At 56.6% G+C, this 25,926-nt stretch carries 26 protein-coding genes; 17 read left to right on the forward strand and 9 right to left on the reverse strand.

Annotated elements, in window-relative coordinates; genetic code table 11:
- Nucleotide 1: 1 nt before the first annotated feature.
- Entirely contained in the window at nucleotides 2–1,108 is a 1,107-nt protein-coding gene (locus tag ABD735_RS01490) for a ring-opening amidohydrolase (protein WP_344802562.1), read from the reverse strand.
- Between the two features lie 85 nt (nucleotides 1,109–1,193).
- Nucleotides 1,194–1,922, reverse strand: a complete 729-nt coding sequence (locus ABD735_RS01495; protein ID WP_344802564.1) for a maleate cis-trans isomerase family protein — start codon at nucleotides 1,920–1,922, stop codon at nucleotides 1,194–1,196.
- A gap of 264 nt (nucleotides 1,923–2,186) precedes the next feature.
- Between ABD735_RS01495 and ABD735_RS01500 the strand changes: the two genes are divergently transcribed.
- The 3 genes from ABD735_RS01500 to ABD735_RS01510 are packed head-to-tail and all read left to right on the forward strand — an operon-like array spanning nucleotide 2,187 to nucleotide 4,443.
- Entirely contained in the window at nucleotides 2,187–2,885 is a 699-nt protein-coding gene (locus ABD735_RS01500) for a GntR family transcriptional regulator (RefSeq protein WP_344802566.1), read from the forward strand.
- A gap of 26 nt (nucleotides 2,886–2,911) precedes the next feature.
- On the forward strand, nucleotides 2,912–3,685 hold the full coding sequence (locus tag ABD735_RS01505; RefSeq protein ID WP_344802568.1) for a type 1 glutamine amidotransferase domain-containing protein: 774 nt from the start codon (nucleotides 2,912–2,914) through the stop codon (nucleotides 3,683–3,685).
- The gene (locus ABD735_RS01510) at nucleotides 3,682–4,443 is read left to right on the forward strand and encodes a dienelactone hydrolase family protein (protein WP_344802570.1); all 762 of its coding nucleotides are present in this window, start codon (nucleotides 3,682–3,684) and stop codon (nucleotides 4,441–4,443) included. The genes ABD735_RS01505 and ABD735_RS01510 overlap by 4 nt, the downstream gene beginning before the upstream one ends.
- A gap of 63 nt (nucleotides 4,444–4,506) precedes the next feature.
- Here ABD735_RS01510 and ABD735_RS01515 read toward each other — a convergent pair whose 3' ends face one another.
- The 7 genes from ABD735_RS01515 to urtA form a co-directional block, all read right to left on the reverse strand.
- Nucleotides 4,507–4,905, reverse strand: coding sequence for an FmdB family zinc ribbon protein (locus ABD735_RS01515; RefSeq protein WP_344802572.1), 399 nt, complete (start codon nucleotides 4,903–4,905; stop codon nucleotides 4,507–4,509).
- Nucleotides 4,906–4,919: 14 nt separating this feature from the next.
- Entirely contained in the window at nucleotides 4,920–6,149 is a 1,230-nt protein-coding gene (fmdA, locus tag ABD735_RS01520; protein ID WP_344802574.1) for a formamidase, read from the reverse strand.
- Nucleotides 6,150–6,208: 59 nt separating this feature from the next.
- The gene (gene urtE, locus ABD735_RS01525) at nucleotides 6,209–6,898 is read right to left on the reverse strand and encodes an urea ABC transporter ATP-binding subunit UrtE (protein ID WP_344802576.1); all 690 of its coding nucleotides are present in this window, start codon (nucleotides 6,896–6,898) and stop codon (nucleotides 6,209–6,211) included.
- On the reverse strand, nucleotides 6,882–7,703 hold the full coding sequence (gene urtD / locus ABD735_RS01530; protein ID WP_344802578.1) for an urea ABC transporter ATP-binding protein UrtD: 822 nt from the start codon (nucleotides 7,701–7,703) through the stop codon (nucleotides 6,882–6,884). Before urtD ends, urtE begins: the two co-directional genes overlap by 17 nt.
- Nucleotides 7,684–8,907: an urea ABC transporter permease subunit UrtC gene (urtC, locus tag ABD735_RS01535; protein ID WP_425548568.1), complete on the reverse strand. Its 1,224-nt coding sequence runs from the start codon at nucleotides 8,905–8,907 to the stop codon at nucleotides 7,684–7,686. The genes urtD and urtC overlap by 20 nt, the downstream gene beginning before the upstream one ends.
- 66 nt (nucleotides 8,908–8,973) lie before the next feature.
- Nucleotides 8,974–9,900: an urea ABC transporter permease subunit UrtB gene (gene urtB, locus ABD735_RS01540; protein WP_344802582.1), complete on the reverse strand. Its 927-nt coding sequence runs from the start codon at nucleotides 9,898–9,900 to the stop codon at nucleotides 8,974–8,976.
- Nucleotides 9,901–9,992: 92 nt separating this feature from the next.
- Nucleotides 9,993–11,297, reverse strand: a complete 1,305-nt coding sequence (gene urtA / locus ABD735_RS01545) for an urea ABC transporter substrate-binding protein (RefSeq protein WP_425548549.1) — start codon at nucleotides 11,295–11,297, stop codon at nucleotides 9,993–9,995.
- Nucleotides 11,298–11,517: 220 nt separating this feature from the next.
- Here urtA and ABD735_RS01550 point away from each other — a divergent pair, with 220 nt between their 5' ends.
- From ABD735_RS01550 to ABD735_RS01615, 14 genes are all read left to right on the forward strand, one after another.
- Nucleotides 11,518–14,916, forward strand: coding sequence for a hybrid sensor histidine kinase/response regulator (locus tag ABD735_RS01550; protein WP_344802584.1), 3,399 nt, complete (start codon nucleotides 11,518–11,520; stop codon nucleotides 14,914–14,916).
- Nucleotides 14,913–15,836, forward strand: coding sequence for a response regulator (locus ABD735_RS01555; protein WP_344802586.1), 924 nt, complete (start codon nucleotides 14,913–14,915; stop codon nucleotides 15,834–15,836). Before ABD735_RS01550 ends, ABD735_RS01555 begins: the two co-directional genes overlap by 4 nt.
- A 106-nt stretch (nucleotides 15,837–15,942) precedes the next feature.
- Nucleotides 15,943–16,599, forward strand: a complete 657-nt coding sequence (locus ABD735_RS01560) for a class I SAM-dependent methyltransferase (RefSeq protein ID WP_344802588.1) — start codon at nucleotides 15,943–15,945, stop codon at nucleotides 16,597–16,599.
- 78 nt (nucleotides 16,600–16,677) lie between these two features.
- A complete protein-coding gene (locus tag ABD735_RS01565; protein ID WP_344802590.1) occupies nucleotides 16,678–17,952 on the forward strand; it encodes an O-acetylhomoserine aminocarboxypropyltransferase/cysteine synthase family protein in 1,275 nt (424 codons plus the stop codon).
- A complete protein-coding gene (locus ABD735_RS01570; RefSeq protein ID WP_344802592.1) occupies nucleotides 17,949–18,584 on the forward strand; it encodes a carbonic anhydrase in 636 nt (211 codons plus the stop codon). The genes ABD735_RS01565 and ABD735_RS01570 overlap by 4 nt, the downstream gene beginning before the upstream one ends.
- Nucleotides 18,585–18,711: 127 nt before the next feature.
- A complete protein-coding gene (locus ABD735_RS01575; RefSeq protein ID WP_344802594.1) occupies nucleotides 18,712–19,185 on the forward strand; it encodes a DUF411 domain-containing protein in 474 nt (157 codons plus the stop codon).
- An 80-nt stretch (nucleotides 19,186–19,265) separates the two neighbouring features.
- On the forward strand, nucleotides 19,266–19,703 hold the full coding sequence (locus tag ABD735_RS01580; RefSeq protein ID WP_344802596.1) for a hypothetical protein: 438 nt from the start codon (nucleotides 19,266–19,268) through the stop codon (nucleotides 19,701–19,703).
- 94 nt (nucleotides 19,704–19,797) lie between these two features.
- The gene (locus ABD735_RS01585) at nucleotides 19,798–20,139 is read left to right on the forward strand and encodes a hypothetical protein (protein ID WP_344802598.1); all 342 of its coding nucleotides are present in this window, start codon (nucleotides 19,798–19,800) and stop codon (nucleotides 20,137–20,139) included.
- Nucleotides 20,136–21,545, forward strand: coding sequence for a TolC family protein (locus tag ABD735_RS01590; protein ID WP_344802600.1), 1,410 nt, complete (start codon nucleotides 20,136–20,138; stop codon nucleotides 21,543–21,545). The genes ABD735_RS01585 and ABD735_RS01590 overlap by 4 nt, the downstream gene beginning before the upstream one ends.
- Entirely contained in the window at nucleotides 21,532–22,983 is a 1,452-nt protein-coding gene (locus ABD735_RS01595; protein ID WP_344802602.1) for a multicopper oxidase family protein, read from the forward strand. The genes ABD735_RS01590 and ABD735_RS01595 overlap by 14 nt, the downstream gene beginning before the upstream one ends.
- Before the next feature lie 32 nt (nucleotides 22,984–23,015).
- Nucleotides 23,016–23,528 (forward strand): cupredoxin domain-containing protein, encoded by a 513-nt coding sequence (locus ABD735_RS01600; RefSeq protein WP_344802603.1) that lies wholly within the window; start codon nucleotides 23,016–23,018, stop codon nucleotides 23,526–23,528.
- Nucleotides 23,529–23,554: 26 nt separating this feature from the next.
- A complete protein-coding gene (locus ABD735_RS01605) occupies nucleotides 23,555–24,013 on the forward strand; it encodes a copper-binding protein (RefSeq protein ID WP_344802605.1) in 459 nt (152 codons plus the stop codon).
- A 145-nt stretch (nucleotides 24,014–24,158) separates the two neighbouring features.
- Nucleotides 24,159–24,491 (forward strand): four-helix bundle copper-binding protein, encoded by a 333-nt coding sequence (locus ABD735_RS01610; protein ID WP_344802607.1) that lies wholly within the window; start codon nucleotides 24,159–24,161, stop codon nucleotides 24,489–24,491.
- A gap of 65 nt (nucleotides 24,492–24,556) precedes the next feature.
- Nucleotides 24,557–25,915 carry an APC family permease gene (locus ABD735_RS01615; RefSeq protein ID WP_344802609.1) on the forward strand — a complete coding sequence of 453 codons (1,359 nt, stop codon included), beginning with the start codon at nucleotides 24,557–24,559 and terminating at the stop codon, nucleotides 25,913–25,915.
- The last annotated feature ends 11 nt before the right edge of the window (nucleotides 25,916–25,926 follow it).

Genomic DNA, 25,926 nt, shown 5'->3' on the forward strand with positions numbered 1-25,926 from the left:
CTCACGGCTCCCGGGCGTTATGAGTCGGCGACGCCGGTGCTTGCATGATGACGCACAGGTTTGCGCCTCCTGGCGGCCCCTGATGCTCTGCACCGGCTGAAAGATAATGTCTGGTGCAGCCCAAAAGCCCACTCAGCAGGGCTCCCATTGCTGATCGATAGTGTCGAAGTGCATTGATGTCGCTATCGTCCCACATCGTATGCCGGTGTCCCCGAATATCGGATCTGGGGGGCTCCCCCTTGAGTACGACGGCTTTTACCGCAGCTGTGTCGACCGCGTTGAGCTGAGGAGAGGCGTCGTAGCCCAACTGCTTCAGCAGCCTCGCTACCGAGGGGCTGTCGAGCATGTCTGCCAGTATGGTATGTCCCGCGACCAGCTCTCCACCCCAGGCAGGACTGTTGCCAAACACGACGATCTCACTACATGCGAGATCGCTGGCAGCTGTGACGCAAGCTCTGGAGGACCATGCCGAACGTGGCACCTCGCTGAGATCATGCAAATGCTCAGGTGATAATTCTGCGAGGGCTACCGCCACACCCAGGGCAGAAGCTGCGCGCAATGCAGGCTTTGCCTGCTGTTGTGCCCCCGCTTCGAGCCCAGCTGGCAGGGCAGCCTTCACAAGTACCAGATGCACAGCGCTATGGTCGTAGAGCCCGGCCTTGATCATCGCCTGGTTGACCGCAGCGGTGATGGCCCGGCGCTGTGCTGTTTCGTCAATGCCAACGCCACTATGGACAACTCGCTGGGCATGAGCATGACCAAAGGCCAGCCTCGGCCCACTACCCACGTCAGTGCCACCAGCTTGATACGATACACACACAACGGTCATGTGAGGACTGAGAACACCCTCGGTTCCCCCGCTGCAGATCAGGGAGATCCTGGCCTCGACATCATCTCTGCCAAGGTGTAGATGCCGGCAAAGCAGGCTGAGCAGACTGATCTCGGCCAGTGCTCGAGTGAAGTCATTCGCGAGTCCATTACCTTCGGTCTTGACCAGAATACAGACGATCTCGTCGCCCTCGATTGCGCCCACCTCAAGTGCCTGTTCGAGTGCACGGGTATCATCAGGCGATCGCATTTCGAAAGCATGAATCTGTACCGACTTCATGACGCGCTGCCGGAAAACGGCACCATCTGCGGCCTGGCCCAAGCCAGAAATTGCCCGTGTCCAAACATGTTCTCACCTTTGCTGTCTATTGAAAAAGGCTGCCCCATTTTCGCAGCGGACCTGAGTCGATTCCGGCGAGTTGCAGCGCTTTCCAGACCACTATGGCCACCGAATCATAAATTGGGATACCCAGCTCGACCTCGAGCTCAGCCACCAGCGGCGCGGCTCTCAAATTGGTGCAGAGTATGGTGATGGCCTGTGGCTCGGATCGGGCGGCCAATCGAATTCTGTCCGCCAGGAAGGCCTCGTCGAATTCTGCAAAGGCGAAGTTGTTGGTCTCGCCGAAATGAATGTCGCCGACGACTTCAATGCCAAGGCCCGCATAGTTTTCAATGATTCTGGCTTGCACCTCCCGATGGTAGGGGGTCACCAGCCCGAGTCTGGTAATGTCTCTGCTGGCCAGCAGCTCGTTGAGGGTCAGCACGCTGGTAATCGTAGGTATGCCGGTTTCGCGCTCGATGGCAGCGCAGAGCGACTCGTCATGAGCGAAGCCCAGCCAGCTGGCGGAAGTACCGTTCCAGGCAATGGCTGCCGGCTTCGCGTCGGCCAGCAGGTTGGCGGCCGCGAGGAGCTTTTCAGTCTCGAACTGCATGAGCGCTGATGCGCTCATGGATATCTCCGTAACCCTGAATCGACTGAAATGCGCGCTGACTGTCGGGTAGAGCGGTGCGAGCATCATCGAGGTCAGGGGTTCGAGCACGGTATTCGACGAGGGAGTCACCATGCCTAATAGTGTTCTGGTCAACGCTTTCATCGTTTCTCCTGGCTCGCATGCTTGCACCATGATCGAAGAGCAAGACCTGCGCCAAAACTGTATTTGTAATACAAAGGCGCGTAACTTACAGAAAAATATGGTAATTGGTGTTTTCATAAGCTGGGCAAGGCAATGGCTTGCGCACCATAAGCGGTCATCTGCGCTTCGTGATGGTGCGTGAGCGATTCTCCTTGCGTCGGGCTTTGGAATACGCTGAACTGTTGACATACTTCGGCTATTGCAGCACCCGAAAGGATCGGCCTTATGAGAGCCTCTTCGCTTCAGATAATCACCAGCCCCGGGGGACATGCGCCTCGCCGGCGGCTGTCGCTGCACGACCAGATTGTCGACGATCTGCGACTCAGGCTGCTTGAGGGGCGTATTCGGCCCGGCAGTCGAATTCCAGAAACTTCGCTGTGTGAGGAGCTCGACATATCCAGAACACCGTTGCGCGAAGCACTCAAGGTTCTGGCTTCGGAGGGGCTGGTCAGATTGCTGCCTCACCGTGGCGCCGTGGCCACTGAGGTGACACCAGAGCAGTGTCATGATCTTTTTATGGTGCTCGCTGCGCTTGAACAACTTGTGGGCACCCTGGCGGTGCAGAATCTTACAGATCCCCTGCTGGCTGAAATGGAAGCGCTGCATGACCGAATGCTTGAGTTTCACGAGCGCCGTCGGCGCGCTGATTATTTTCGCTTGAACCTGCAGATTCATACCCGGCTGGCTGAAATTGCCAGCAATGAAGTGTTGCTGAAAACCTATCTGAGCCTGACCCAGAAAGCTATGCGGGCGCGTTATCTGGCGAATATGTCGGATGGGCGCTGGGATGATTCGGTTGAAGAACACGCGGCTATCATGGAAGCCCTCAGAGCCCGTGATGGCGCAGCATTGGCTCAAGAACTGGTCACGCATTCGAGTCTTACCGGGCAAGCGGTAGTAGCCGCCTTACGCCAACTGTCCTGACATGTTCATCTGCCTTGGAGAACCCGATGGCTGGCATGCTCATTCTTCTACCCGATTCTGATTACGATCCTACTGAGTCAGCCGTACCTTGGTCCGCGCTTGAATCAGCCGGGCATTCTGTGCTGTTCGCCACACCGGAGGGCAAGCCCGCCTATGCTGATAAACGCTTGGTGAGCAAGGGCTTTGGTCTCCTCACACCCTTCCTGATGACCCGCAAGAGCGATCTTGCCTGTTACGGCCGGATGATCGAGCAGCCTGCCTTCCTGAGCCCATTGGCCTTCTCCGATATTCTGCCTGAAGACTTCGAGGCACTTCTGGTACCGGGCGGCCATGCGGGGGGCGTGAAAAGCCTGCTGGAAAATGCGGATGCCCAGCGTCTCGTGGTCGATGCGTTCAGGGTACGCAAACCAGTCGCGGCCGTCTGTCACGGAGTATTACTGTTGGCCCGTAGCATCGATTCCGACACGGACCGGTCAGTGCTGCACGGCCGAAAGACGACCGCCTTGACGAAGAGTCTGGAACTCACTGCCTGGCAAATGACCCGTCTCTGGCTGGGTGACTATTATCGTACCTATCCAGAGTCTGTTGAAGAGGAGGTCAGGCGCGCATTGGCAGATCCAGACGATTTCAGTTCTGGTTCACCGCTGCCGGTCCGGGATACCGAAACCATGCGCTGGCCGGGTTTCACTGTACTGGACGATCACTACCTTTCGGCCCGCTGGCCTGGCGACTGTCATCGCTTTGCGGCAGAGTTCGTCAATCTTGTTTCAGCGCACATACACTCGAGCGAAACCTCATGAAAGCAAATGTAATCATCCTGTTCAGCTTGCTGTCCAACGCCGTTGTCGCTGCAGGCGAGGCTGTCACCTATCAGTCGGATGGTGTGACCTATGAAGGCTATTACAACAGCCCTGCGCGTGAAGCCTCTGGCGAGGCACCACTCGTGTTGATGATCCATGACTGGGACGGCCTCACCGAGTACGAGCAGACTCGTGCTGACATGTTGACTGAAGAAGGCTACGCCGTATTTGCCATGGATCTATTCGGCAAGGGCGTTCGACCAACAAGGCCTGAAGACAGGAAGCAGCATACCGGTGAGCTGTACGCGGACAGAAAGAAGATGCGCTCGATCATGCAGGCTGCCATCAAAGCGGCTGCCGCACAGGGTGCAAAGACTGATAATGCCGTGGCCATGGGCTACTGTTTTGGGGGAGCAGCTGTGCTGGAGCTGGCAAGGTCAGGTGTAGATCTGAAAGGCTTTGTAAGTTTCCATGGTGGACTGGCAACGCCGTCCGATCAGAATTACGACAAGGTAAAAGCGCCGCTGCTCATTCTCCACGGCACTGCGGACACGGCGATACCGATGAGCGAATTTGCGGGCCTTGCAGTTGAGCTTGAAAACGCTGGTGCCGAGCACGAAATGATCACCTATGGTGGGGCACCACACGCGTTTACCGTGTTTGGGACTGAGCGTTATAAAAAGGATGCTGACATGAAATCCTGGCGCCGGCTTGGCGAATTTCTCAGCACTCAAACAGGTTTCATACCCTTCGAATGAACACAGAGTCTGCCGCGGTTTTTGCGACGGACTCTGTGCACTCAAGGCTTCTGACTGCCTGGGTTAGTGACTGATCATCCACGGCCGCTGCGAAGGAAAGACCTTGCTGCCATCCGCCAGATAAACCACCTGCTTGCGAAGACCTGACTGCGCATCATGATGATCGCAGCCACAGCCACCCCCTGACTTTCGTCGACTATCCTGCTGGGCTTTATCGCGCTCCTTCGCCCTGGCTTCGCGTAACGACGACGTCGTAACGATCGGTTCATGGGCGGCCTTCTCGTTTCGCGCCATGGCCTTGCGCTTCTCCTCAGCCATGGCGAGTACCTGCGGTGGTATCATAATGATGCGCGGACTCAGCTCGCTGCATTGAGGGCAGCGGCAGGGCATGCCCGCCTCTGCCATCGTAGCCAGCTCATGGAACACACCGTGTTGGGCACACTTGTAATCGTAGAGTGGCATGGCACCTGTCTCCTCTAGAGGTCTTTCGACAATGGGACATCGACGCTGCCGTCGAGGGCCTGCTTCGGTCCATCAGCACCCGGGTTGATGTCGAAGTCGAAGATGCCTGTTGGCAGCCACAGCGTCGCACAGGCGTTCGGTATGTCGACTACACCACTGATATGACCCTGTACTGGTGCGCAACCAAGAATTGCGTAGGCCTGCGCCTTGCTGTAACCGAACTTGGTCATGTACTCGATGGCATTGAGACAGGCCTGACGATAGGCGATATGCACGTCGAGATAGTGCTGCTTGCCTTTTTCGTCAACCGAAATGCCCTCGAATATCAGATAGTCATCATAACGCGGCGTAATGGGGCTCGGCTTGAAGATCGGATTCTTGATGCCGTATTTCTGCATTCCGCCCTTGATCAGCTTCACCCGCATATGAATCCAGCCAGCCATTTCGATGGCGCCGCAGAAGGTGATTTCGCCGTCGCCCTGACTGAAGTGAAGGTCGCCAACGCTCAGGCCTGCGCCATCCACGTAGACTGGAAAGTACACCTGCGAGCCACGCGAGAGATCCTTGATATCGCAGTTACCCCCATGTTCGCGGGGTGGCACCGTGCGAGCGCCTTCGGCAGCGGCGGTCTTGGCAGCCTCTGGTGACATCTGCCCCATATGCGCGGTCTCGGCATAGGGTAGTGCAGCCAGCGGTGGAACACGCTCGGGGTCGGTATCGACCAACGCTTTCTCACGAGTATTCCACTCTTCAAGCATCGACTTCGAGGGCAAGCAGCCGATCAGACCAGGATGAATCAGACCCGCGAACTCGACACCCGGAATATGCCTGGACTTGGTGAACATGCCATTGAAGTCCCAGATGGTCTTTTGGGCCTCAGGAAAATGCTCGGTCAGGAAGCCACCGCCGTTCTGCTTCGAGAAGAAGCCGTTGAAACCCCACTGGCTCTCCTTGAAGGCTCCGATGTCGAGGATATCGACGACCAGGAGGTCACCCGGTTCCGCGCCTTCGACCTCTACAGGACCCGACAGGAAATGCACTTTGGTCAGGTCGACGTCGCGCACGTCGTCAGCGGAATCGTTGTTATGAATCTGCCCGCCGGTCCAGTCCACGCACTCGATGATGAAATCGTCACCCGGCTTGACCTTGGCCACCATTGGGATATCCGGATGCCAGCGATTGTGGAGTTTGTCGTTGTCGTAGGCGGATTGATTCAGATCCACTTTGATGAGAGTTTCGGCCATGCTGTTCTCCTGCTTGTTTGATGCTTTGTTTGTAAGTTCATGAGTATCCGGGCTGTGCCCTATACGGCGAGGTAGGCCGCAATCTTGCCTTCATTCAGGGTATGTCTGAGTTCTTCGTGGACGATGCGGCCGTTTTCCAGCACCAGGACCCTGTCTGCTATTTCGAGTGCAAAACTGAGCACCTGTTCAGACACGACGATGGTGAGGTTGCGGCTATCGCGGATCTGCTTGAGGGTTCGCGCCATGTCCTTGATGATGGAGGGCTGAATACCTTCAGTGGGCTCGTCCAGAAGCAGGACTGTAGGATCGCTTGCCAAAGCCCTGGCGATCGCCAGTTGCTGTTGTTGACCACCCGACAGATTTCCACCGCGGCGGTTACGCATTTCCTGAAGCACCGGAAACAGTTCGTAGAGATCCGGCGGCACTGATTTTCGTCGTGTACTGGTCAGGCCGGTTTCGATATTTTCCTGCACGGTCATGGTCGAGAAGATCATTCGACCTTGTGGGACATAGCCCAGCCCACTCGCGACACGTTCATGGCTTTTCTGCGCAGTAAGGTCGACGTCGTCCAGGCTGACACGGCCTTTTGAGGACGGGATCATACCGATCAGAGATTTCATCAGGGTCGATTTGCCCATACCGTTGCGGCCCATCACTGCCACGATTTCCTTCGGCTTGATATCAATGTCGAGACCGTGAAGCACTTCGCTCTGACCATAGGCCACGTGGTAATCATGCACTGCGAACATTGGGGGTTTCCTCACTACTGATATCGTTTTTGTCGTCGCCCGCATGTTTGATCGGGTCCTGTCCGAGGTAGACCTCGATGACTTTTGGATCGGACTGAACACGCTCCATCGAGCCTTCCGACAGGACCTTGCCCTGATGGAGGACTGTCACGCGATCGGCGATATCAGCGACGAACTTCATGTCATGCTCGATCACGATGACCGAACGGCCCTTGGTGATTCGGCGTAGCAAGGCGGCCGTCTTGTGACGCTCTGCGACCGACATCCCGGCTACCGGTTCATCGAGCATCAACAGCTCCGGGTCCTGTATCAGCAACATACCGATCTCGAGCCACTGCTTTTGTCCGTGGCTCAGCAGACCTGCCTGCTTGTCCAGATCGCCATCCAGGAAAATCATTTCTGCGATTTCAGCCACCTTCGCCACGACAGCGCTGTCGCGCTTGAATGCAAGCGCGCCGAATACGCTGCGACCTCTGGGGAATGAAATCTCGAGATTCTCGAACACTGTGAGATCCTCGTAGATCGACGGATTCTGGAACTTGCGGCCCACACCGGCGCGTACGATCTGATGCTCCTTCATGCGGGTGAGCTCCTTGCCGCGAAACTTGATTGACCCGCTGGTGGCGGAAGTCCGTCCGCAGATCAGATCGAGCACGGTGGTCTTGCCGGCACCGTTAGGACCAATGATCACGCGGATCTCGCCTTCATCGACATAGAAGGACAGATCGTTGACCGCCTTGAACCCATCGAAAGACACAGTGAGCCCTTCGACTGCCAGTGCGAACTCAGTTTGATGGACTGACATGGAGACCTCCGTCGAGTTTGTCGGATTTACTGCTGTCCGATGGTGTGGCCGTAGCCGTGGGCGAGGAAGCAGTCGAGGGTGCCATTGCGGCTGGCGCGTCATCTACTGGAGATTCCTCGGCTTTCTTCGGCTTGCCAGTGATGAACTCAGGCAGTCGGGGCGCGACATAACGCTGATATAGACCCGCGAGTCCATTAGGGAAGGCCAGCACTACTGCAATAAACAGTGCACCCATGACCAGCACCCAGAGCTCCGGAAAGCTCTCGGACACTGCTGACTTGGTCCAGTTCACCAGCAGCGCGCCGTAGACAGCGCCCAGCAATGACAGGCGGCCACCCACCGCGCAGAAAATGACCATCTCTATCGAAGGCACGATGCCGACGAAGGATGGCGACATGAAGCCGACCTGCAAGGTGAACATCGCACCACCAATAGCCGAGAACGCCGCCGCTACGCAGAACACGAAAATCTTGAAGCTTGCGACGTCATAGCCTGAGAAGCGCACCCGGTCTTCCTGGTCGCGCATGGCCACCAGAATGCGGCCAGCCTTGTTGCGGCGGATGTACTGAGCAGCGAAGAGGCAGGCAAAGAGCAGGGCGCAGTTGATGAAGTACAGGATCAACTTGGCGCTGTCAGTGCGGATATCCCAGCCCAGCAGCGTGCGCAAGTCAGTGATGCCGTTGACGCCACCGGTAAAGCCCTGCTGGCCGATGATCAGAATCGTGAGTATTGCGGCGATGGCCTGCGTGATAATGGCGAAGTACACACCACCCACACGTCGGGTGAACATCGCAAATCCGATGACGAAGGCAAAGAAGGTCGGTATCGCAATAATGGCGAACAGGGTGAAGCCAAAGCTCTGGAAGGGTTCCCACCAGCCTGGCAGCGCCGTGATCTGGTTCCAGTCCATGAAGTCCGGTATGCCCGGTGTCGACTGGATCTTGGTGGCCTCCGGGCTGGAAGCCTCGAGCTTCAGAAACATCGCCATGCAGTAGCCGCCGAGACCGAAGAAGACCCCTTGGCCAAGGCTCAGGATGCCCCCGAGTCCCCAGCAGAGCACGAGGCCGATGGCGACGAAGGCGTAGGTGAGATATTTGCCGATGAGGTTGAGCCTGAAGGCATCCAGCGCCAACGGCAGTACAAGCAGGAGTAGGAGGGCCAGTATGGCAAAGCCCACCAGGTCCTGCCTTGGCATGAACCGCATCTTTGAAGAGGCGGCAAGTGCGTGTGATGTCGACATGAGTAACCTCGTTTACGGCCTGTACAAGCGCTATTTGCGAACTTTCAGGGTGAAAAGTCCCTGTGGACGAAGCATCAGGATGCCGACCACGAACAGGAGCGTGAGAACCTTGGCCATCGAGCCACTGAGAAAGAATTCCATGGTCGATTGCGCCTGCGAAATCGTGAATGCCGAGGCGATGGTACCGAACAGACTCTGCGCCCCGCCGAAAACCACCACGAGGAAGGTATCGACGATATAGAGCTGTCCGGACGTCGGACCGGTCGAGCCGATCATGGTGAAAGCGCTACCTGCCACACCGGCGATACCGCAACCGATGCCGAAGGTATAGCGATCCACTTTCCCGGTATTGATGCCGACTGCGCTCGCCATGGGTCGGTTCTGCACGACCGCACGAACCTGCTTGCCCCAGCGTGAGCGGAACATGAGGAAATAGACGCCTGTGGTGATCACGATCGTCAGCGCCATCACGAACAGGCCATTTACAGGTACCTCGATGACGTCTGTCAGTGGATAGGAACCCATCATCCAGTCCGGCAGGGTCACGCCAACTTCGCGGGCACCAAATATGGATCGGTAGAGCTGCTGCAGGATCAGACTCAGGCCCCAGGTGGCCAGCAGCGTGTCGAGTGGCCGCTTGTACAGAAAGCGGATCAGCCCCCATTCCACCAGCATGCCCAGCAGAAAGGTTGCCAGAAATGCCAGCCCCATGGCGACGAAGAAATAGGCGTCAAAGAGGCCAGGCAGATAGGTCGCGAAAAGATTTGAAGTCAGGTAGGTCACGTAGGCGCCGAGTATCATGAACTCGCCATGCGCCATGTTGATCACGCCCATCTGGCCAAATATGATCGCGAGGCCCAGTGCCATGAGCACCAGTACCGAAAACAGGATCAGACCGGCAAAGCCCTGCATTGCAAAAATCGCGGTGAGTTCGGATGTCGTGTATTCAGCAAACATGGGATCTAACTCCTGAATACCTCCGAACCACACGTCGCTGCGCTGGTCCGGAGGGGTGCTTCACTCAAGCAATAAGTCTTAAGCCTTCAAGCTCACTGATAACCTTTGGGGAACGGGTTTGGTTCGATCAGATCACTGCTTTCGAACACCACTTTGTACTGGCCATCAGCCTGGGCGTGTCCAACGCGGGTCTTCGACCAGAGGTGATGGTTGTCGTGGATCCGTACATAGCCCTCGGGCGCAGTATCCAGCTCGATGCCGGGCGAGGCGGCCTTGATCTTGTCGATATCGAAACTACCGGCTTTCTCGACCGCAGCCTTCCACAACCAGGGTCCAAGGTAAGCGGCCTGAGTGACGTCGCCTATGACAATGTCATCACCCCAGCGTTCCTTGAAGGCCTTGACGAAAGCCTTGTTGTTCTCGTTCTCCAGACTCTGGAAGTACTTCATCGCGGCATAGGCGCCTTTGATGTTCTCGCCGCCGATACCAAGGATTTCGTCCTCAGTGACCGAGATGGTGAGCAGTAGTGGCTTTTCCTTGGTGAGGTCGATACCAGCGGCATTGAGCTGCTTGTAGAACGCCACGTTGGAGCCGCCAACGACGATGCCGTAGATCACATCAGGCTTCTTCAGCTTGATCTTGTTGATGACCGAGTTGAATTGCGTGTGGCCCAGTGGGTAGTACTCTTCACCCACGACCTTGAGGCCCAGCTTCTCGATGTGCTTGCGCGCAATCTTGTTGGAGGTTCTTGGCCAGATGTAGTCGGAGCCGAGTAGATAGAAGGTCTTCGCGCCTTTTTCCTTCACGACCCAGTCAATACCGGCAATGATCTGCTGCGTGGCTTCCTGGCCGGTGTAGATGACGTTAGGGGACTGTTCAAGTCCTTCGTAGAACGTCGGGTAGTACAGCATGCCGTTGTATTGCTCGAAGACCGGCAATACCGCTTTTCTGGAGGCCGATGTCCAGCAGCCGAACACTGCGGCGACATCATCGTTCACGAGCAACTTCTTGGCTTTCTCGGCGAAGGTCGGCCAGTCGCTGGCGCCGTCTTCCTGGATCGCCTTGATCTGCCGTCCGAGTACGCCGCCTGAGGCGTTGATCTGCTCGATAGCCAGTGTTTCCGCCTGTACCGAACCAGTCTCACTGATCGCCATGGTGCCGGTGACCGAATGCAGAATGCCGACCGTGACGGTGTCATCAGTGACGGCAAGGCCGGTGGTGTTGACGTCTTTAGTCGCCGGTACCGCCCATGACAGGCCAGCACCCAGCATGAGACTCATTGGCAGCGCGCAGAGTGTGCCGAGCAGGGTACGCCTCAAGGCTGAGGATCCGGACTGCGGGTCACGCTGGATCGCAGAAGCGCCAGCCCGTCCCCTGTGGTGAGATGTCTTCTTCATTGGAGTTTCCGCCTGTGGGTTTGGATACACCACAAGTCTCTGCTTCCGGCAGGCGGCTGAACATGCGCTGCATGCTCCCTCCGGCTACGTCATCTGACGTATGTTCGGCGTTCATGTCTTCGGCTAGGGTCAGGCGAGCGCACGCACTGGCGTGGCTTTTGCGTGCGATCTGTCCTGGCGAAGTCGGCCGGGTAGTGGCAGTAGGGGAAATGGTCTGGCTATGAACGCTCAACAAGCCGTCTTTCGGGTCCGGCGGAATTACAATCAGTGGGTCGCTAACGAAACCCTGGAAGACTACGCCCTGCGTTTCACCGCCAAGCGGGCCCGTCGCTGGTCGGCCGCACGGGTTTCGCAGACTGCACTAGGTGCAATTTCATTTCTGGCACTCGAGGCGATTGGCGGTGCCATCACGCTCAGCTATGGCTTCACCAATGCGGTATGGGCCATCGCAGTCGTAGGCCTTATCATCTTTCTCACCGGAATTCCGATCACTTACCACGCATCAAAACAGGGCGTCGATATCGATCTGCTCACTCGTGGTGCAGGCTTCGGGTATATCGGCTCTACAATTACCTCCCTCATTTATGCGACCTTTACGTTTATCTTCTTTGCGCTCGAAGCGGCCATCATGGCGCTGGCGCTGGAATTGACCCTCGGCATTCCCCTGACCATCGGCTACTTCATCAGCGCTATTGTGGTCATTCCATTGGTGACCCACGGCATCACCCTCATCAGTCGTTTCCAGGTCTGGACACAGCCGGTCTGGATACTGCTGCAAATCACACCTCTGATCTGCATAGCGGTCCAGGCTGACGATGCATTCATGCTATGGACAAATTTCGAGTCCGGAGAATCTGGCTCTTCCGGGTTCAATATTCTGGCTTTCGGGGCAGCATCGGCGGTGGTGTTTTCGTTAATCGCGCAAATTGGTGAGCAGGTTGATTTTCTGCGCTTCATGCCAGTGCCCGCGGCAGGCCGACGGTCTGCCCTGAAGTGGTGGGGCGCGATGATGGCTGCGGGGCCAGGATGGATTATCGTAGGCTCACTGAAGATTCTCATCGGCTCTTTTCTGGCCATTCTCGCGCTGAGCCACGGTGTACCAATCGAGCAGGCCTCTGATCCCAACCGGATGTACCTGACCGCCTTCAGCTACGTCACCAGCTCGCCAGAATTGACGCTTGTCCTGGTGGGCGGCTTCGTCATCATTTCCCAGCTGAAAATCAATGTCACCAACGCCTACGCTGGCTCGATAGCCTGGTCCAACTTTTTTTCGCGTCTCACCCACAACCATCCCGGGCGTGTTGTCTGGCTGGTGTTCAACGTGACCATTGCGCTCATGCTCATGGAGCTGGGCATCTACCGCGTGCTGGAAGACATCCTGTCGGTGTTTTCAATTCTGGCACTGGCCTGGGTGGGGTCACTGGTCGCTGATCTCGTTATCAACAGAACACTGAAGCTTCGGCCCCAGGCCATGGAATTTCGGAGAGCGCATCTTTACGACATCAATCCAGTCGGTGTGGGCTCGATGCTGGGCTCGTCGACCATTGGCTTTCTGGCCTTCTTCGGACTGTTTGGGGAGCTGGCGGAAGCGCTGGCGACCTATATCACGCTTGGCTGCACCTTTCTGCTGGCACCAGGCATCGCCCTTCTGACCAAAGGCAGATTCTACATCGCCCGCGAGGCTGACAGTTTTGCAGGCCAGCCTGATATTGCCTGCTGTATCTGCGGACACCGATTCGAACCGGAGGACATGAGCCGATGCCCGGCCTATGGCGGACCGATCTGTTCGCTGTGTTGCTCGCTCGATACCCGCTGCGAAGATATGTGCAAATCGAAGTCCAGACTGCCAGATCAGCTCAATGCCGTACTGGCACGTCTGCTGCCGGCCAGCTGGCTCCGTGTACTCAACAGTCGCTTCGGCAACTTCATTGCGATATTCGTCCTCACCAGCATCGTGATCGGCTGCCTGTTGGCCCTGGTCTACTTTCAGATCACGCTGGATCAGGGTGTTGGCAAGTCGGTGATTGCCAATGCTCTGATAAACGTCTTCTTCATTCAGCTTATCGTCTCGGGCGTGGTCGCCTGGATGTTCGTGCTCGTTCACGAGAGCCGGCAAGTGGCGCTCGAGGAGTCGCGGCGCCAGACAGGTCTGTTGATGGCAGAGATCGATGCCCACACACAAACCGACCTGGCCCTGCAGCAGGCGAAGGAGAAGGCAGAAGCTGCCAATAGCGCCAAGAGTCGCTATCTCACTGGTATCAGTCATGAGCTGCGTTCACCGCTCAACGCCATTCTCGGCTATGCGCAGTTGCTTGAGAAGGATACCTCGCTACCGTTGATGAAACGCGAGGCCCTGGGAGTCATCCGTCGTAGCAGTGAATATCTTGCCGACCTCATTGAAGGCCTGCTGGATATTTCTCGCATCGAAGCTGGACGGCTGGAACTGATCCAGAAAGATGTCAACCTGCCGGCGCTGCTCGACCAGCTGGTCAGCATGCTGCAGGTCCAGGCCAATGCGAAGGGCATTGGGTTCGAGTACGAGCGGTTGACGCCCCTGCCGGACATGGTCCGCACTGATGAAAAACGGCTTCGTCAGATCCTGCTCAATCTCTTGTCCAATGCGCTCAAATATACCCAGGCGGGCTCGGTCAGATTTCAGGTTCGTTATCGTAATCAGGTGGCGGAGTTTTCCATCATCGACACTGGCGTGGGTATCTCGGAGCAGGACATGGATCGGATATTCCGTCCCTTCGAACGGATTCACAAGGCAGGCGATCCTTATGTCACTGGCACCGGACTCGGGCTCACGATTACCCGTCTGTTGACGGATATCATGGGGGGCGACATCGCCATCAGCAGCGAGCCCGGCAAGGGCAGCACGTTCAGGGTGTCACTCATGCTGAGTAGTCGGGGAAGGCGACACGAACTACCAGTTCCGCAGCGGGTAATCACAGGCTATGAGGGTCCCGATCGCACCATAATTGCCGTCGACGACGAGCCAGCGCACAGGGCCTTACTGTTCGACCTGCTCACGCCGCTGGGCTTCAATGTAATACAGGCACCGGATGCGGTGACCTGTCTGGACATGCTGCAGCATGGGCACAGTCTGACAGCGCCCATTTTCCTGCTGGATGTTTCGATGCCGGGCATGTCCGGCTGGGATCTTGCTGCGGCCATCCGCGAAGGCCACCCTGCTGCAACCATTCTCATGATATCTGCCAATGCCCATGAACAGCCGCCGAAGCATGTCCCTGATGGCATCAACAATGGGTATCTGGTCAAACCTCTGAATCACTACCATCTTCTTGAGCAGCTGGCGCAAAGCGCCGGGGTGCGATGGTGTCATGATGCCGAACCAAGCCCGACATCCGGACTCGAAACCAGGCTGGCAAGTACCTCAGCCTCAGGTGCCGAGCTGATTCCACTGTTGTCCATAGACGCAAGACAGGAACTGATAGAATTGGCTCGAATTGGCTACCTCTCAGCTATCCGGCAACGTCTGGAGATGATCGAGGCGCAAGGCATTTACGATGAACAGCTGATCGCGACACTCAGATCACTGACGCTCAGTATGGACTTTGAAAGTCTGATCACACTGCTCGGAGGGGATGATCTATGAGCACCGTCGCGCATCAGCGAAGAGACGTGGTGCTCGTCGTCGACGATAGCGCCGAGACGCTCGCCATGCTCAACGACACTTTGCAGGCAGAGGGCCTGACGGTGCTCGTGGCGCTCGGTGGCGCTCAGGCGATCACGATTGCGGGCAATATTACGCCAGACATCATACTTCTCGATGCCCTGATGCCGGCCATGGACGGTTTCGAAACCTGTCGCCGCCTGAAGCAGAGCCAGGAGCTCTCTCATATTCCGGTCATCTTCATGACCGGTTTATCGGATACCGAAAGTATCGTTCAGGGCTTCGAGGCCGGCGGTGTCGACTATGTGACCAAGCCACTCAAGGCGGAGGAGCTGATCGCCAGGATGCGGGTGCATCTCGCTAACGCCAGACTAACGCAGAGTGCCAGGATGGCGCTCGATTCGGCAGGTCAGTTCCTGATGGCGGTGGACGGCAATGGCGCGCTCTCCTGGGCTACCCCTCAGGTTCATCTTCTGTTCGAGCGACACGGTATGGGCGCGCGATGGCTCGATAAGGAATTGCCCGAGCGCCTGCGTCAATTTCTCCTGCCGGCACATAACCGGGACAAAGGACTGACGTTCTCCACCGATGCCGGTGAGTTGCAGATCCGCCATATCAGTCGCACAGGTCCAGACGAAATTCTGCTGCGACTGATCGACCCTGAAACGCCTGAGGACACCACTCGGCTGCGCACGCAGTTTGCGCTGACGGAACGAGAGGCAGAGGTCATGCTGTGGGTCACCCGCGGCAAGGCCAATCGCGAGATTGCTACTATTCTCAGCATGAGTCCCAGAACGGTCAATAAGCATCTTGAACAGGTCTTCCGGAAACTGGGTGTCGAAAATCGCACCTCAGCGGCAGCCCTCGGACTCAAGTTACTGATGGACACGGGGACTCGCTGATTGTGAAATAATCACAAGATTGGCCCTGCCGGGCCTGAAGAGGCGTAATCTCCTTGCATTGACAGGAAACCGAAGCGGCATCAGTACGCTCATGCAAAGGTAGAAGATGACCTCAATACGTGTTCGCTATCAGACGGTCGAATTTGGCGACGTCGACATTCACATAAGGTCCCTACGCGACAATCAGCAGTTCTACGACGCTGAAGGTATCGCGGAGAAGCTCGGGATTTCGTCTGCCACGTGGCCATTGTTCGGCATTGTCTGGGGCTCGGGTGAGATCCTTGCGCGCTACCTCTTTGATTACGATGTCGCCGGCAAGCGTGTGCTCGAAGTGGGTTGCGGGATCGGGCTGGCCAGTCTGCTTCTGAGTCACCGAGGTGCGGACATCACAGCGACTGACTATCACCCTGAGGCCGGCAATTTTCTGGCGGAGAATGCCCGTTTGAATGGTGATCGAGAAATTCCTTTCCTTCGCATCAGCTGGGCAGATGAAATCGAAGAACTCGGCAAGTTTGACCTGATAGTCGGCAGCGATCTGCTGTATGAGACTGAGCACGTCGATCTGCTGTCGCACTTCATCGAGCGCCATGCAAAGCCTGCATGTGAAGTCATCATCGTGGATCCTGGCCGTGGCAATCATGCCCGCTTCAGCAAGCGGATGGTGGCTTATGGTTATGCCCATACGCAATCGCTGTCAGTGCACGGCGCAGCCCTCAATCCGCCGCTGCGTGCCCAGGTCCTGCGTTATATCCGTAGCGCGTGACAAGCGGTGTATTGACTACACAGTGCCGTCGTGGCGTAGTGGACATATTTCCGCAACCACTAGCCGAAGATGACCACGATGAAACTGGAATCAATTGCCCTGCACCAGGGTTACAAGTCCGAAGCGACAACACGCGCAGCCGCTGTTCCTATCTATCAGACCACTTCCTATACCTTCGATGATACCCAGCACGGCGCCGACCTTTTCGATCTGAAAGTGGCCGGCAACATCTACACCAGAATCATGAATCCGACCAATGCAGTGCTCGAGGAGCGAATGGCGGCCATGGAAGGTGGCGTAGGCGCGCTAGCGGTGGCCTCAGGCATGGCCGCCATTACCTATGCCATTCAGTGTCTCTGCGAAGTTGGCAGCAATATCGTCAGTACCAGCCAGCTGTATGGCGGTACCTACAATCTGTTCGCCCACTCTTTTCCGCGTCAGGGTATTGAAGTACGGATGGTGTCGGCGGATGATTTTGAAGGTTTCGAGCGCGCCATAGACAGCAATACGCGGGCGGTATTCTGCGAATCGATCGGTAACCCTGCTGGCAACGTGGTCGATATCGAGCGCCTGGCGAAGATCGCTCATGCAGCAGGTGTCCCATTGATCGTCGACAATACGGTGGCCACGCCTTACTTGTGCCGTGTCTTCGACCATGGCGCCGACATCGCCGTGCACTCGCTGACCAAGTACATTGGTGGTCACGGTACTTCTGTCGGTGGCGTGATTGTCGACTCAGGTCGCTTCGACTGGACGAAGGACAAGAAGCGCTTTGCCGTCCTCAACGAGCCTGATCCCTCCTACCACGGTGTGGTGTATACCGAGGCGCTTGGTGAGGCCGCATTCATTGGTAGATGCCGCGTCGTGCCGCTACGCAATACCGGTGCTGCACTGTCGCCAATGAATGCTTTCCAGATCCTTCAGGGCCTGGAAACTCTGGGTCTTCGAATGGAGCGTCACTGCGAGAATGCCGCCAGGCTCGCAGACTATCTGCAAAAACACGAGAAGGTCGAATGGGTGAATTATGCAGCCCTTCCGGACAGCCCCTATTTTGCAACCTGCCAGAAGATTACCGGTGGGCGGGCCTCGGGGATTCTCAGCTTCGGCATCAAGGGCGGACAGGTCGCGGGCGCTCAGTTCATCGATGCCCTGCAAATGATTCTGCGGCTGGTAAACATTGGTGATGCCAAGTCGCTGGCCTGTCATCCGGCCTCGACCACCCACCGCCAACTCAACGATGAAGAGCTTGGGCGGGCTGGCGTATCAAGAGATCTCGTGCGCATTTCAGTCGGCATCGAACATATTGACGATATCGTCGCCGACGTTGCTCAGGCATTGGAGGCAGTATCATGATGACCGCACTGGAAGCGCTTGCAAGGCTGCAGGAAGGCAACCGTCGATTTGCTGAAGGCGAGGGGGGCATTGGCAATACTTCCAGCGCAGAACGGCGCAACCAGCTGGTGTCTGGTCAGGAACCGTTCGCTATCATCCTCGGTTGCTCGGACTCGAGAGCACCCGCGGAGATTCTTTTTGATCAGGGTCTTGGAGATCTTTTCGTCATTCGAGTCGCTGGCAATGTCGTCGCACCCTCCCTGGTAGCCAGTATCGAGTTTGCTGCAGAGCGGTTCGGTACCCGCCTCGTAGTCGTGCTCGGGCATTCCAGCTGTGGAGCTGTGCAGGCCACTATCGAAGAATTGAAACGGCCGCCGGAAGAGCGGTCGCCTAACATGCGCTCGATCGTCGGGCGTATCCGGCCTTCTGTGGAAACGCTACTGCATACTGACGTCGAAAAGAATCCCGATAAACTCATGCATCACGCTGTACGAGCCAATATTCGTTCGTCCGCCCACCAACTTCGTAATGGTTCTCAGATTCTGGAGCAATTGACCGAGCAGGACGGTTTGCTGGTCGTGGGTGCGGAGTATTCTCTCGAGACTGGTCTGGTCGACTTTTTTGATGGTCTGCCTGGCAAACCTGTAAGGTGAACATTCTTCAGATGAAATATTAGTTATCTACACCGGCAGCGTGATCAGGGTGCTTGGAAACAGGCTGGACAGTCTACAGTATAAGAGCAACCATATTACAAGCAGATCAACTGCGTGGAGTAAGCCAATGATGAAGTCAATGAGGGGCCTGACGCTAACGCTACTCCTCGGTGCCGGGGGTGCAAACGCAGCAGGTGCCGACGCTGAAGTGGTTGAAGTCTACAAGACGCCCTGGTGCGGTTGCTGCGCTGACTGGGTGGACCACATGAGCGCCAATGGCTTCGAGGTGAAGGTTCACCAGATTGAGGATCTTGCCCCGATCAAGCAGAAGTTCGGTGTGCCGACCTCACTGCAGAGTTGCCATACAGCAGAGATCGGCGGTTATACCTTCGAAGGTCATGTGCCAGCCGAAGATGTGCATCGGGTGTTGAAGGAAAAACCCGATGTGAAGGGCCTCGCTGTTCCGGGTATGCCCATAGGTTCTCCGGGTATGGAAACGGGTGGTGCACCTGACAAATATGATGTCATTCAGTTTGGTGAAAAGGGGCAGGCTGTGTACTCGAGCCATGTAGGCTTGCGTGAGCCTCCCAGCCAGGACTGAATGATCTCAGCGAGCTCAACGTCACTAAAGTGTAATTGTGTGGGCTTGCCCGCCGCAGTCCTTTTTGCTAGAAAGACTTTATGACTTTTCATTCACTGCGCGCCTGGCTTGTATTCGTGTTGGCTTTCCTGATGCCGATGCAGGCTTTTGCGAGCGCGATTCAGTGTCATAGCCCAGTCAGTAGCGCCTCGTCGGCGCCGTCCGAAGCTCACCATCTAACGGGGCAAGAGCACGCTCACGATGTGACCCATTTGGCAGAGGCAGTGGTCAGTCATGATGTAAATTCTGCCGTTGATCCGATACATGCCATTCATGGCGATCAGAACCCTGAGGCGCCTGGGCAGCACCCGCAGAATCAGGACGTCTGCTTCAATTGTGCCCCCTGTAATGCCAGCGCGCCCCTCGTCCAGGCCAGTGCGCTACAGTTTTCTGAAAGTAGATCGGTTCACGCCGCTGCCGTGCCTATACCATTCTATCTTTCCATACCGACACCCGCCCTGGAACGTCCCCCCCGATAGTTCTTCCTTGACTGATCTTGCACGCATTCTGTTGCTGGTTGGAGCTCAGCTCTCCGCATCGGTCTATGCATTCTGAGCAAACTGTGAGGAAGACATGTTTCATCCATTTCCACTGCGAAAGCTTTCGCGAGTGTGCCTTGTTTCGGTTGTTCTGGCCCTAGGCAAGGCCGCGCCAGTTTTCGCTGAATCTTCATCAGAGGCTCCATCAGTACCTATCGAAATCGTCCCTGAATGGGAGTCGGTATTCTCTGATTACGAAGCCTTCGAGACCCAGCCCGTGCTGTCCTGGCCGAGGCTCAACAGGCGTGTCGCCGAGATAGGAGGCTGGCGCACTTACGCCATGGAGCCCTATGAGGATGAAGCCGCCGAAGCCGAGCCTTCCGAAGAGCGGCATGACAATGCTGACCATAGTGGGCATTCGGGAGGTCACCCATGACAATTCGTCTCAGTGGCCTGCTGCTTGTAGCTTTGCTGGGTGGCTGTGCCTCAGTCGATATCGATGAGTCGATCCAGCACACCAACGAGCAAGCCGCGGACTTTACCGGTGGTCAGCTTCAGCTGGCCCAGACGGATGACCAGCGAAGTACCATGCAGGCGCGTGCGGATGAGCTGTTAGCCGATCCGTTGGGACAGGATGAAGCTGTGCGTGTTGCGCTCATCAACAGCCCCAGGATGCAAATGCTGATCGCACAGTACTGGTCCGAGGCGGCTGAGGCTGCCGAGAATGGCCGCATTGCCAATCCCGTGTTTGCCTTCGAACGCATCCGTCTCGGCGGGGAGCTGGAAATCGCCCGTGCGCTGTCATTCGGGCTTGTCGATGTACTGACCTATCCACAACGCTACAGCCGTGCTCAAAGAGCGCTGGCGTCTGCTCAGTTGGGGCTTACCGCCACAGTAGTCGAGGAGGTCACGGAGGTGCGTCAGGCCTGGGTTGAGGCCGTTGGCGCCAGCGAACGGCTCGAGTATGCCTACCAGGTCTTTGAAAGCGCTGAAGCCAGCGCGGAACTGGCGCAGAGGATGCGTGCTGCCGGTAATTTCAGCGAACTCGCAAGAGCCCGCCAGCAGGTGTTCTACTCCGACGCCGTGACCAGGCTTGCCAGCGCAAGGCACCAGGCGATAGCAGCACGTGAAGCGCTGGTGCAACGACTGGGTCTCACTGAAGAACAGGCCGACCGTCTCGTGCTCCCCAAGCGCCTACCTGATATTCCGCAGGCGCCGGTTCAGGCAAACACACTTGAAAACGAAGCGCTGCAGAAAAGACTCGATGTGCAGATTGCCAAAGCTGGTTTCGAAGCCGCTGCTGAAGCGCAAGGCCTGACCCTGCTCACCAGTTTCACCGACATTGAAGTCGCTGCACTGCGGGAGACCGTCTTCGAAGATGGCGACCGTGAGTCAGCCTGGGGCTATGAATTCGAACTGACACTGCCAATCTTCAATTGGGGTGGCATGCAGCGAGAGGCCATGAATGCCCGAACGCTAGCCGCCGCCAACAGTCTGGAGGCAACACTCCGCTCAATAGGGTCGGATCTACGTGAGCAGTATTCGGCCTATCGTACGGCTTACGACGTCGCCAGACATTACAGAACAGAGGTCATTCCCTTGCGTCAGAAAATAATGGAAGAGTCGGTTCTGCGCTACAACGGCATGATCATTGGCGTCTTCGAGTTGCTCGCTGACCATCGTCAGCAGGTGGCAAGCGTAATTGGCGCGATCGATGCCACACAGAATTTCTGGCTCGCCGACGCGGCTCTTGAAGCCACTTTAATCGGTCGTCCCACCAACCTGAATACCAGCCTGTCAATCGAATCCAACCCTGCCGGAGGTGGCGATGAAGCCCATTGATCAGCGAACAATGGCTCGCACAGCTACCGCACGTCGCGAGTTCCTGAAGTTCGCCGGGATGACCGGCGGAATGGTCGCGGCGGCTAGCATGAGCAAGGTGGCCATGTCGGCCATTCCCGAGCCTGTTATCCAGACGAGTACAGACACCATGGCGCCGCTGGTGCCGGAGACGGGAAGGCCCTACACCCCGGTAGTCACCCTCAACGGCTGGACCCTGCCTTGGCGGATGAATAATGGCGTGAAAGAGTTTCATCTGGTCGCTGAGCCGGTCGTCCGAGAGATGACGCCCGGTTTCAAGGCCCACCTTTGGGGCTACAACGGCCAGTCGCCAGGCCCAACTATCGAGGTTGTGGAGGGCGACAAGGTGAGGATCTTCGTGACCAATCGCCTGCCTGAGCACACCAGCATTCACTGGCACGGCCAGCGTTTGCCCAATGGCATGGATGGAGTCACTGGCCTCACCCAACCTGGCATTCCTGCAGGCAAGACCTTCGTCTACGAATTCACCGCAAGGCGCCCCGGCACCTTCATGTACCACCCGCATGCCGATGAAATGACGCAGATGGCCATGGGCATGATGGGCTTCTGGGTCACGCATCCAAAGGGAAATCATCCCCTGATCGATCCCGTGGACAGGGATTTCTGCTTCCTGCTCAACGCCTATGACATCGACCCTGGCAGCTACACGCCAAAGATCATGACCATGCTGGATTTCAATCTCTGGTCCTGGAATAGCCGCATCTTTCCCGGCATCGACTCGCTGAACGTGCGCAAGAATGATCGGGTGCGTATTCGCATGGGCAATCTCACCATGACCAATCACCCCATGCACCTGCACGGTCATGAATTCGAGGTCACGGGCACGGATGGCGGGCCGGTTCCTAAAGGCGCGCGCTGGCCTGAAGTGACCTCCGATATCGCAGTCGGTCAGATGCGCCAGATCGAATTTCTCGCAGACGAGGAGGGTGACTGGGCCTTCCACTGCCACAAGAGTCATCACACCATGAATGCCATGGGACATGACGTGCCCACGCTCATCGGCGTCGACCATACCGGTCTGACAAAGAAGATCACCAAACTCATTCCCGACTACATGGTCATGGGCGAGCGCGGTATGGCAGATATGGCGGAAATGGATATGCCGATCCCGGAAAATACCGCCCGCATGATGACCGGCGAGGGCCAGTTCGGCTCAGTGGAAATGGGCGGTATGTTCAGCCTGGTGAAGGTTCGCAAGCATCAGCCGCACGGTGACTACAGTGACCCCGGCTTCTTCAATCATCCAGCAGGTACTGTCGCTTTCGAGTATGAGGGTGAAGTACCCACTGCTGAGCGTTCCACCGACGCAGGTGCCTCGGCGATGCCGGCGGCACATCGTCCAGCGGAAGATATCGAAGTGAAAGTTCGCAAACCGGGCGGCGGAGGTCATCAGCATTGATGCTTTCCATCATCTTTAAAGAGAACAAGCGTATGAATGAGTCACGAAAAATACACCTTTTGGTCGCACTGCCTTCGGCTTTGTTACTCGCCAGCGGTCAGGCGTTCGCGCACGAGAACCAGCACGAAGCAGTTTCCACCGAAGCAGTAGACAAGACCCAGCAGCTCTGGGGACTGGCCGCAGATCCTGGGACAGCTGACCAGACCATCACGATCAGCATGTCTGACGACATGCGATTCTCGCCGGAAAAACTGTCTGTAAGAGAAGGTGAGACGGTCACTTTCAAAATCAGGAACGAGGGCGAGATGATGCATGAGTTCGTGCTCGGTACCGAAGAAACCCTAGCCGAACATGCGGCGCTGATGGTCAAGTTTCCTGGCATGGAACATAGCGAGCCCTACATGGTTCACGTACCGCCCGGCGAAACCGGCGAAGTGAACTGGACCTTCAACAAATCCGGCCATTTCGATTTCGCCTGTCTGATTGCTGGTCATTACCAGTCAGGCATGGTTGGCACCATCGCCGTAGAAGTCTCAGACAAATAATCAAACCATCGATGAGGATCAGAACAATGCAGACAATCATAAGCTACGCACTCGCCGCTACGCTGGCCATTGCATCGACAGCCGCTATTGCAGACACCGTGAAAGATGAAGGCAAGCACTCCGGTATGTCGGGTGGCATGTCAGGTGAAATGCATGAGGGGATGAACGATGATATGCATAAAAACATGGACGACATGCACAAGAACATGAAAGGCATGCAGGGCCAGATGGGTGCCAAGAAAGGTATGAAACATGACGGTGGGCCTATGAGCAGCGGCGTGCTCCGTAATATTGATACTGATGCCCGCACCCTCACGATCAAGCACGGTCCCATCAAGAATCTGGGCATGCCACCGATGTCCATGGTGTTTCAGACTGACGAGGGTGTGAATCTCGATGGACTCGAAGCAGGCGAAAAGATCAAATTTCGGGTAGTCGACAGGCAGGGCAAGATGACCATCACCGAGATACAGCCAGACTCTTAGTCAATGGGGCGCTTCGCCAATCCTCTCTAGCGCTCTGGCCGTACCACCCGAAGGGAAGCGTCGGTCGGCACCTGGCTTCCCTGCAGCCGGTCGGTCGTAAAAGTGCGCGACCGACCATGTACTGAACCTGTTCAAGGAAAGTATTATGTCCCACACTGACAAATATAAAGACTGTATCAAGGCCTGCCTCGACTGCTTCCAAGCCTGCAACCATTGTGCGTCTGCCTGTCTTCAGGAAGACGATGTCAAGATGATGGCAAAGTGCATCGCAAGTGATATCGATTGCGCAGCCATCTGTGCGACTACAGCCGCGGCCATGTCCAGGGGAAGTGAACATGTAGGCCATCTCGCCCGAGTCTGCGCGGAGATCTGTGAAGCCTGCGCAGCCGAGTGTGAGCATCATGACGCCGAACACTGCCAGAAGTGCGCGGAAGCCTGCAAGCGATGCGCCCAGGAATGTCGCAAGATGGCCGCATGATTTTTCGTTAAAGACGGGTGCTCGCTGGCCCGTTTCTTTTCATTTTTCAGCGCAGGGGATCCCGCATGAGTGACCCTTATAAATCCGGGAGCCTGTCGCTGCCCGGCGCAATAGCCATGGGCACCGGCGTCATGATCGGTGCTGGCATCTTTGCACTGACAGGGCAGGTGGCCGAAATGGCCGGCCCACTGTTCCCCTTGGCTTTTCTGGTGGCAGCCATCGTGAGCGGCTTCAGTGCCTACAGTTACGTCAAGATGGCCAATGCCTATCCGTCGGCGGGCGGCATCGGAATGTTTCTCAACAAGGCCTATGGTCGTAGTGTCATGACCGGCGCCTGCGCGCTACTCATGGTGTTCTCCATGATCATCAATGAAAGCCTGGTGGCCCGAACCTTCGGTACCTATACCATGCAGGCTTTCGGTGGCAGCAAGGATTCAATCTGGGTGCCGATTCTCGGCGTGCTGCTCATCGCTGCAGCTTTCGCAGTAAACGTCGCCACGAACAAGCTCATCAGTCGAATTTCAATGGTGGCTGCGGCGGTCAAAGTCGGCGGCATTCTCATATTTGCTGCAGCCACTCTCTATATGGCCGGATTTTCCTTCGAACCCGCCAGTAGTATTGGCAGTAGCGATGAACCAGCCGTCGGCATGCTCGGTTTTGTAGCAGCTGTAGCGCTGGGGATACTGGCATACAAGGGTTTTACCACCATCACAAATAGTGGCAGTGAACTCAGCAATCCAGAAAAGAATGTGGGCAGGGCGATTATCATTTCCCTGACGATCTGCCTGGTGGTTTATCTGCTGGTGGGATGGGCGGTAGGCTCAACCTTGTCCATTCCGGAAATCGTGCAGACCAGGGATTACGCGCTCGCTGAGGCCTCGCGCCCCGCCTTTGGCGAATACGGCGTCTGGTTCACCGTCGGCGTCGCGATCGTTGCGACAGCCTCAGGCATTCTGGCGAGTATTTTTGCAGTCTCCCGGATGATGGCCATGCTGACGAAAATGGAGATGATTCCGCACCGTCACCTGGGTATGAGTGGCCATATCCAGACCCATATGCTGGTGTACATCTGTGTCATAGCCGCACTACTCACGGTATTCTTCGATCTGAGCAGAATTGCATCCCTCGGCGCAATTTTTTACCTCATTATGGATATTGCCGTGCATTGGGGTGTGTTTCGTTATCTGCGCCGCGACATCAACGCGAAGGGGTGGGTAATGATATCGGCCATGGTTCTCGACCTAGTCGTGCTCTGCGCATTCATATGGCTCAAGTGGGAGCGCGATATCTATGTGCTCTACTGGGCCGCCGGCGGCGTCGTCGCCATCTTCGTACTCGAGCGGCTCTTCCTGCGCTTTCATGGCAATTCGGAAGGCGAAGATCGGAATTATGTGAGTCCCGCCGACTGGGAGGAGAATAAATGAGGAGAACTGAT

This window comes from Allohahella marinimesophila (assembly GCF_039538005.1).
GTDB classification, from domain to species: Bacteria; Pseudomonadota; Gammaproteobacteria; order Pseudomonadales; family Oleiphilaceae; genus Allohahella; species Allohahella marinimesophila.

Bases quoted from the DNA above. Each gene is read 5' to 3' on its own strand.
- urtD (WP_344802578.1), bottom strand. From the start codon at position 7,703: ATGTCAGTCCATCAAACTGAGTTCGCACTGGCAGTCGAAGGGCTCACT.
- ABD735_RS01615 (WP_344802609.1), top strand. From the start codon at position 24,557: ATGAGTGACCCTTATAAATCCGGGAGCCTGTCGCTGCCCGGCGCAATA.
- ABD735_RS01610 (WP_344802607.1), top strand. From the start codon at position 24,159: ATGTCCCACACTGACAAATATAAAGACTGTATCAAGGCCTGCCTCGAC.
- ABD735_RS01505 (WP_344802568.1), top strand. From the start codon at position 2,912: ATGGCTGGCATGCTCATTCTTCTACCCGATTCTGATTACGATCCTACT.
- ABD735_RS01565 (WP_344802590.1), top strand. From the start codon at position 16,678: ATGAAACTGGAATCAATTGCCCTGCACCAGGGTTACAAGTCCGAAGCG.
- urtB (WP_344802582.1), bottom strand. From the start codon at position 9,900: ATGTTTGCTGAATACACGACATCCGAACTCACCGCGATTTTTGCAATG.
- ABD735_RS01585 (WP_344802598.1), top strand. From the start codon at position 19,798: ATGTTTCATCCATTTCCACTGCGAAAGCTTTCGCGAGTGTGCCTTGTT.
- ABD735_RS01550 (WP_344802584.1), top strand. From the start codon at position 11,518: ATGAACGCTCAACAAGCCGTCTTTCGGGTCCGGCGGAATTACAATCAG.
- ABD735_RS01605 (WP_344802605.1), top strand. From the start codon at position 23,555: ATGCAGACAATCATAAGCTACGCACTCGCCGCTACGCTGGCCATTGCA.
- ABD735_RS01575 (WP_344802594.1), top strand. From the start codon at position 18,712: ATGATGAAGTCAATGAGGGGCCTGACGCTAACGCTACTCCTCGGTGCC.
- ABD735_RS01570 (WP_344802592.1), top strand. From the start codon at position 17,949: ATGATGACCGCACTGGAAGCGCTTGCAAGGCTGCAGGAAGGCAACCGT.
- ABD735_RS01590 (WP_344802600.1), top strand. From the start codon at position 20,136: ATGACAATTCGTCTCAGTGGCCTGCTGCTTGTAGCTTTGCTGGGTGGC.
- ABD735_RS01555 (WP_344802586.1), top strand. From the start codon at position 14,913: ATGAGCACCGTCGCGCATCAGCGAAGAGACGTGGTGCTCGTCGTCGAC.
- ABD735_RS01515 (WP_344802572.1), bottom strand. From the start codon at position 4,905: ATGCCACTCTACGATTACAAGTGTGCCCAACACGGTGTGTTCCATGAG.
- fmdA (WP_344802574.1), bottom strand. From the start codon at position 6,149: ATGGCCGAAACTCTCATCAAAGTGGATCTGAATCAATCCGCCTACGAC.
- ABD735_RS01560 (WP_344802588.1), top strand. From the start codon at position 15,943: ATGACCTCAATACGTGTTCGCTATCAGACGGTCGAATTTGGCGACGTC.
- urtA (WP_425548549.1), bottom strand. From the start codon at position 11,297: ATGAAGAAGACATCTCACCACAGGGGACGGGCTGGCGCTTCTGCGATC.
- ABD735_RS01580 (WP_344802596.1), top strand. From the start codon at position 19,266: ATGACTTTTCATTCACTGCGCGCCTGGCTTGTATTCGTGTTGGCTTTC.
- ABD735_RS01495 (WP_344802564.1), bottom strand. From the start codon at position 1,922: ATGAAAGCGTTGACCAGAACACTATTAGGCATGGTGACTCCCTCGTCG.
- ABD735_RS01600 (WP_344802603.1), top strand. From the start codon at position 23,016: ATGAATGAGTCACGAAAAATACACCTTTTGGTCGCACTGCCTTCGGCT.
- ABD735_RS01490 (WP_344802562.1), bottom strand. From the start codon at position 1,108: ATGAAGTCGGTACAGATTCATGCTTTCGAAATGCGATCGCCTGATGAT.
- ABD735_RS01500 (WP_344802566.1), top strand. From the start codon at position 2,187: ATGAGAGCCTCTTCGCTTCAGATAATCACCAGCCCCGGGGGACATGCG.
- urtC (WP_425548568.1), bottom strand. From the start codon at position 8,907: ATGCGGTTCATGCCAAGGCAGGACCTGGTGGGCTTTGCCATACTGGCC.
- ABD735_RS01510 (WP_344802570.1), top strand. From the start codon at position 3,682: ATGAAAGCAAATGTAATCATCCTGTTCAGCTTGCTGTCCAACGCCGTT.
- ABD735_RS01595 (WP_344802602.1), top strand. From the start codon at position 21,532: ATGAAGCCCATTGATCAGCGAACAATGGCTCGCACAGCTACCGCACGT.
- urtE (WP_344802576.1), bottom strand. From the start codon at position 6,898: ATGTTCGCAGTGCATGATTACCACGTGGCCTATGGTCAGAGCGAAGTG.